Source organism: Stutzerimonas stutzeri (assembly GCF_000935215.1).
Classification (GTDB): domain Bacteria; phylum Pseudomonadota; class Gammaproteobacteria; order Pseudomonadales; family Pseudomonadaceae; genus Stutzerimonas.
Genome location: NZ_JXXD01000297.1, coordinates 1 through 4,425, shown reverse-complemented (window position 1 = coordinate 4,425; position 4,425 = coordinate 1). Strand labels below are relative to the sequence as shown.

At 64.5% G+C, this 4,425-nt stretch carries 3 protein-coding genes; 2 read left to right on the top strand and 1 reads right to left on the bottom strand.

Annotated elements, in window-relative coordinates; genetic code table 11:
* Window positions 1-402 precede the first annotated feature (402 nt).
* On the top strand, window positions 403-2,040 hold the full coding sequence (locus tag LO50_RS22095) for a methyl-accepting chemotaxis protein (RefSeq protein ID WP_044316377.1): 1,638 nt from the start codon (window positions 403-405) through the stop codon (window positions 2,038-2,040).
* 72 nt (window positions 2,041-2,112) lie between these two features.
* Here LO50_RS22095 and LO50_RS22090 read toward each other — a convergent pair whose 3' ends face one another.
* Window positions 2,113-3,426, bottom strand: coding sequence for a 2-hydroxycarboxylate transporter family protein (locus LO50_RS22090; RefSeq protein WP_044316376.1), 1,314 nt, complete (start codon window positions 3,424-3,426; stop codon window positions 2,113-2,115).
* Between the two features lie 249 nt (window positions 3,427-3,675).
* Here LO50_RS22090 and LO50_RS22085 point away from each other — a divergent pair.
* Window positions 3,676-4,425 (top strand): PAS domain-containing protein (locus tag LO50_RS22085; protein ID WP_044316378.1); only part of this gene is annotated, 750 nt, incomplete at its 3' end.

Genomic DNA, 4,425 nt, shown 5'->3' with positions numbered 1-4,425 from the left:
TACCTCAACGAGAACGACCGCAAGCGCTTCGAGCGCAGCAAGGTCTGACATCCGTTGCGAGACAACAGAAAGGCGCCTTCGGGCGCCTTTTTGCTGTCTGGCGATTGCCGGGCCCGGTGCTCCGGTGTGGTGATCGGGACAGTTGTCACACTGGCCGGTGGGCGATTTCAGAAAAATTGTACAAGACCTCTGCAAGCAGCGTATTTGAGCCTGCGATATTTCACTGCGAACACTGGATCGCTCTTATTCCGCCGCTTTCGGCCGGCAGTTCGTCGATAAAACTTGTACAAGTAATGTCACGGTGACATTGTGTTGTAAAAGTTTTGCCCCGCTCTGAGTATCGCTCGGAGCATCAACGACTGACTGAATGGCTGCCTCGCAGTCTGGCTAGAGGAGTGTTCGATGAACAAGCAGATGTCGGTATCCATGCGCCTGGGCCTGGGGTTTCTGGTGATCCTGGCGCTGATGGTGGCGGTCGCCGTGGTCAGTGCGCTCAAAGTCGACGTCATCGACCGCAGCATGAGCCAGATCAGCTCGCAGGCCGGCCTGAAGCAACGCTATGCGATCAACTTCCGCGGCAGCGTGCACGATCGTGCGATTGCCGTGCGGGACGCCGTCAGTGCGGCCGATCCGGCGTTCGCCCGTGAGCAGGTGGCGGAGATCGAGCGGCTAGCGCAGCTGTACACCGATTCGGCGCAGCCGATGAAGGCGATGCTTGCGCAGCCCTCCGCCGATGCCGTGGAAAAGCAGCTGATGCTGCAGATCGAGACCATCGAGGCGAAGACCAACGCGCTGACCCAGCAGGTGGTCGAACTGCGCTTCAGCGAGGGCTCGGAGCGCGCCTACGAATTCCTCCTGGAAAACGTCGCCGGGGCCTATAGCGAGTGGCTGCGGCTGATCAATGCGTTCATCGATCACCAGGAAGCGAGCATCAATCAGGACGTGACCGTGGTCCGCGAGACCGCCAGCGGCTTCCTTGCGCTTATCGTCGCGGTGACCGGTGTGGCGGTCCTGCTGGGTGTGGCCATCGCCGTGGTGATCATTCGCAAGCTGCGTTCGACCCTCGGTGCCGAGCCCGACGAGGTGGCGCGCGTGATCGGCAACCTGGCCAATGGCGATCTGGGTCAGCTGATCGTCACGCCATACCCAGACAGCGTCATGGGTGCGACGGCGAAGATGGCCAGCCGGCTGACCTCGATCATCGCCGAGGTGCGCGCGGCCGCCGATGGCGTCGGCGTCGCCTCGGGTGAATTGCGTACCTCATCGGCAAACAGCAATCAGCAGATCCAGCACCAGTCGGCCGAGGCTGAGCAGGTCGCCACGGCGATCAACCAGATGGCCACGACGGTGAACGAGGTCGCGAGCTTCGCCGCTCGTGCCGCGGCTGCGGCGAAGAGCGCCGACGAGCAGGTCGAGACCGGTACGCGGATCGTCGGCGAGACGGCCATCTCCATCCATAACCTGGCCAAGGTGCTGGAGAGCGCGACCGAAACCGTCAATCAGGTCTCGGCGCAAAGCGGCGACATCGAGAAGATCCTGCAGGTCATCACCGCCATCGCCGAGCAGACCAACCTGCTCGCGCTCAACGCCGCAATCGAGGCGGCCCGTGCCGGCGAGCATGGCCGTGGTTTCGCGGTGGTGGCCGACGAGGTGCGCTCGCTGGCCAACCGCACGCAGCTGTCGTCCAGCGAGATCAGCGAGATGATCGCCTCGCTGCAGGCTGGCGCTGGCAGGGCGGTGGAGGTAATGCAGTCGAGCAAGCTGCTGGCGCAGCAGACCGTCGAACAGACGCTGCAGGCGGAAAATGCGCTGACCAAGATTCGTCAGGAAGTGGGCTCGATCAACGAGATGAACGCGCAGATCGCGACGGCTTCCGAGGAGCAGAGCGCGGTGGCGGAAGAGGTCAACCAGAGCGTCACGCGCATCCACGACTCGACTGTCGCCAGTTCCGCTGCATCGAATCAGGTGGCGTCCTCCAGCCAGGACCTGACCATGCTGGCCGAGGAGCTGAATCGGCGGGTCAACTACTTCCGCGGTTGACGCAGCCCGTTCGCCGAACAAAAAAGCCCCGACCGCAAGGCCGGGGCTTTTTCATTCCAGGGTCACCGTCGCTCAGGTAAAGAACAGCGGTACCACCACGCTGGAGATCAGCAGGATCAGCGCGCCGCCCAGGCGCGAGGAGATCTGTGCGAAGGGCATCAGCGACATGCGGCGCGCGGCGGACAATACCGCGACATCGCCAGTGCCGCCCATGTTGGCCATGCACAGCCCGGCGGTGATCGCCGATTCTATCGGGTAGAAGCCCACCAGTTTGCCTACCAGGCCCGCGCCGAAGGCGGCACCGGCGACCACGGCGAAAACGATCAGCACATAGGTCAGCGAGATGGCGTCGATCACCTGGCCGAGGTCGGTGAAGGCCACGCCGATGCCGAACAGCAGGGCGAAGGTCCAGTTGCGCGCGACGAAGCGGAACCATTGGGAGGCGGCGTCGTTGATCGATTCGGGCACCAGGTTGCTCACCTTGAGCAGCGCCACCAGCACGATCATCAGAGCGTAGGGATGCAGCGGCACGAACTCGCCGAGAATCTGCCCGGCGACGAAGAAGCTCAGCGCCGCGACCAGACCGACGCCCAGCGCCGGCAGGGTAATAGGCCCTTCCTTCTCGTTGACGTCCACGCCGGGCATCATCTGGCCGTTGCCGGTCAGCGATGGATAGCGGTTGCCGAGGCCATTGAGCAGCCCGGCGATGATGATCGCGAAGACGTTGCCCAGCGCCAGGGCCGGCACCAGGATCGAGATGTAGTAGCTGGCCGGCTGGCCGAGCAGCTGCTCGTAGATCTGGCTCATCGGTACCGCGCCGGCGCCCATGCCGCCGCCCATGATTGGCATGGCGATGACCACCACCGCATCCTGCGGCGAGAAGCCCAGCAGCGCGCCCACGGCCATGGCGAACAGCGCGGCGAACAGCACCGAGCAGAGCAGCGGCAACGCGTAGCGCGAGCCGACCTTGACCAGCACCTTGGCGTCCATGCCGAGGATGCTGCCGGTGATCAGCGCGGCGATATAGAAGTCGAGAAAGCCGCCGCCCTTCATGAAGCTGGCGACGTCATCGGCCACGGCTGTCGGCAGCCAGCCGAAATAGACCATCGCCGCGGCGCCGAACAGCGCGAGGATCGCGCCGCCGCCGAGGTAGGTCTTGATGATCGGTAGGCGGTCACCGGCGAAGCCAAGCAGCTCGCCGAGCAGCATCATCACCAGCAGCGCGCCGATCATGCCGCTGGGCAGCGTGTCGGTAGTGATGGCGGCGGCCATGACGAGCAAGGCGATGGCGAACAGAGGCAACGGCAGGTTGAAGATGCGTTGGGACAGCAGGGGAATGTTCGGGCTGCCTTCAGGCACGGCAGCGCTCAGCGTGGTCCGATTCATTGTTGTACTCCTTCGAACGTGGCGGCCAGGCGGCGCACGTACGGGTGATGTTTGCGAATGCGCAGTCGGACAACCACGCCGGGGCTACCTTAAGCAGAGATGCTTCGCGGCCAATGTTTGGCGAAGTTAAAAAACCATTACGAAACTAAAAAAAGTGGAGCCGAGCTTGACCCTGGAGCCCCGGGCTGGCTCGATCCGGCCCTCTAGCGCGGCGCGTCGAGCGTCCGCTCATGCACTGGAGTGATGGCTGTGCGCTTGCGCCTGAATACGCTGATCTCGCTGCTGGTCGCCGTCATGGTGGTGCTGGCGCTGGCGCTCGCCCTCTGGCTGTTCAACGTGCAGCTGCAGGACACCCTCGAAGAGGGGCAGGCTTCGCGGGTGACCAACCTGGCGCAGAGCGTGGCCGCACGCACCGATGTGCAGCGAGCGCTGGCCAGCCCGGATGTCGACTTCAGTCCCGGTAATCCGCTGCAACGGGACATCGATGGCCTGCGCCAGCGCCTGGGCGTGGACTTCATCGTGGTGATGAACCCGCGTGCCCAGCGCCTGACGCACCCGGAGCCTGCCCGCATCGGCCAGGCCTTTCGCGGTGACGACGAAGGCCCGGCGCTGACCGGCGAGACCTATGCCTCGCGTGCCGATGGCAGTCTGGGGCGCAGTATTCGCGGTTTCGCTCCGGTGCTGAACGACGAGGGAGCGGTGCTCGGTGCCGTCTCGGTGGGGGTCACCCTGGCTTCGCTCGGCGAGCTGCTCAAGGCTCATCAGCGCGGCGTGGTGCTCGGTGTACTGGCGTTGATGCTGGTCACCGCCCTCGGTGCGCACCTGCTGGCACGCTATATCAAGCGCGTGCTGCTGGGGCTGGAACCCTATGAGATCACCTGGCTGGTGGAGGAGCGTCAGGCGATGCTGGCCTCGGTGCGCGAAGGCGTTCTGGCGGTCGACGACCAGGCGCGCATCACCCTGGTCAACCCCGCCGCCGAGCGCCTGCTGGCCAGCACC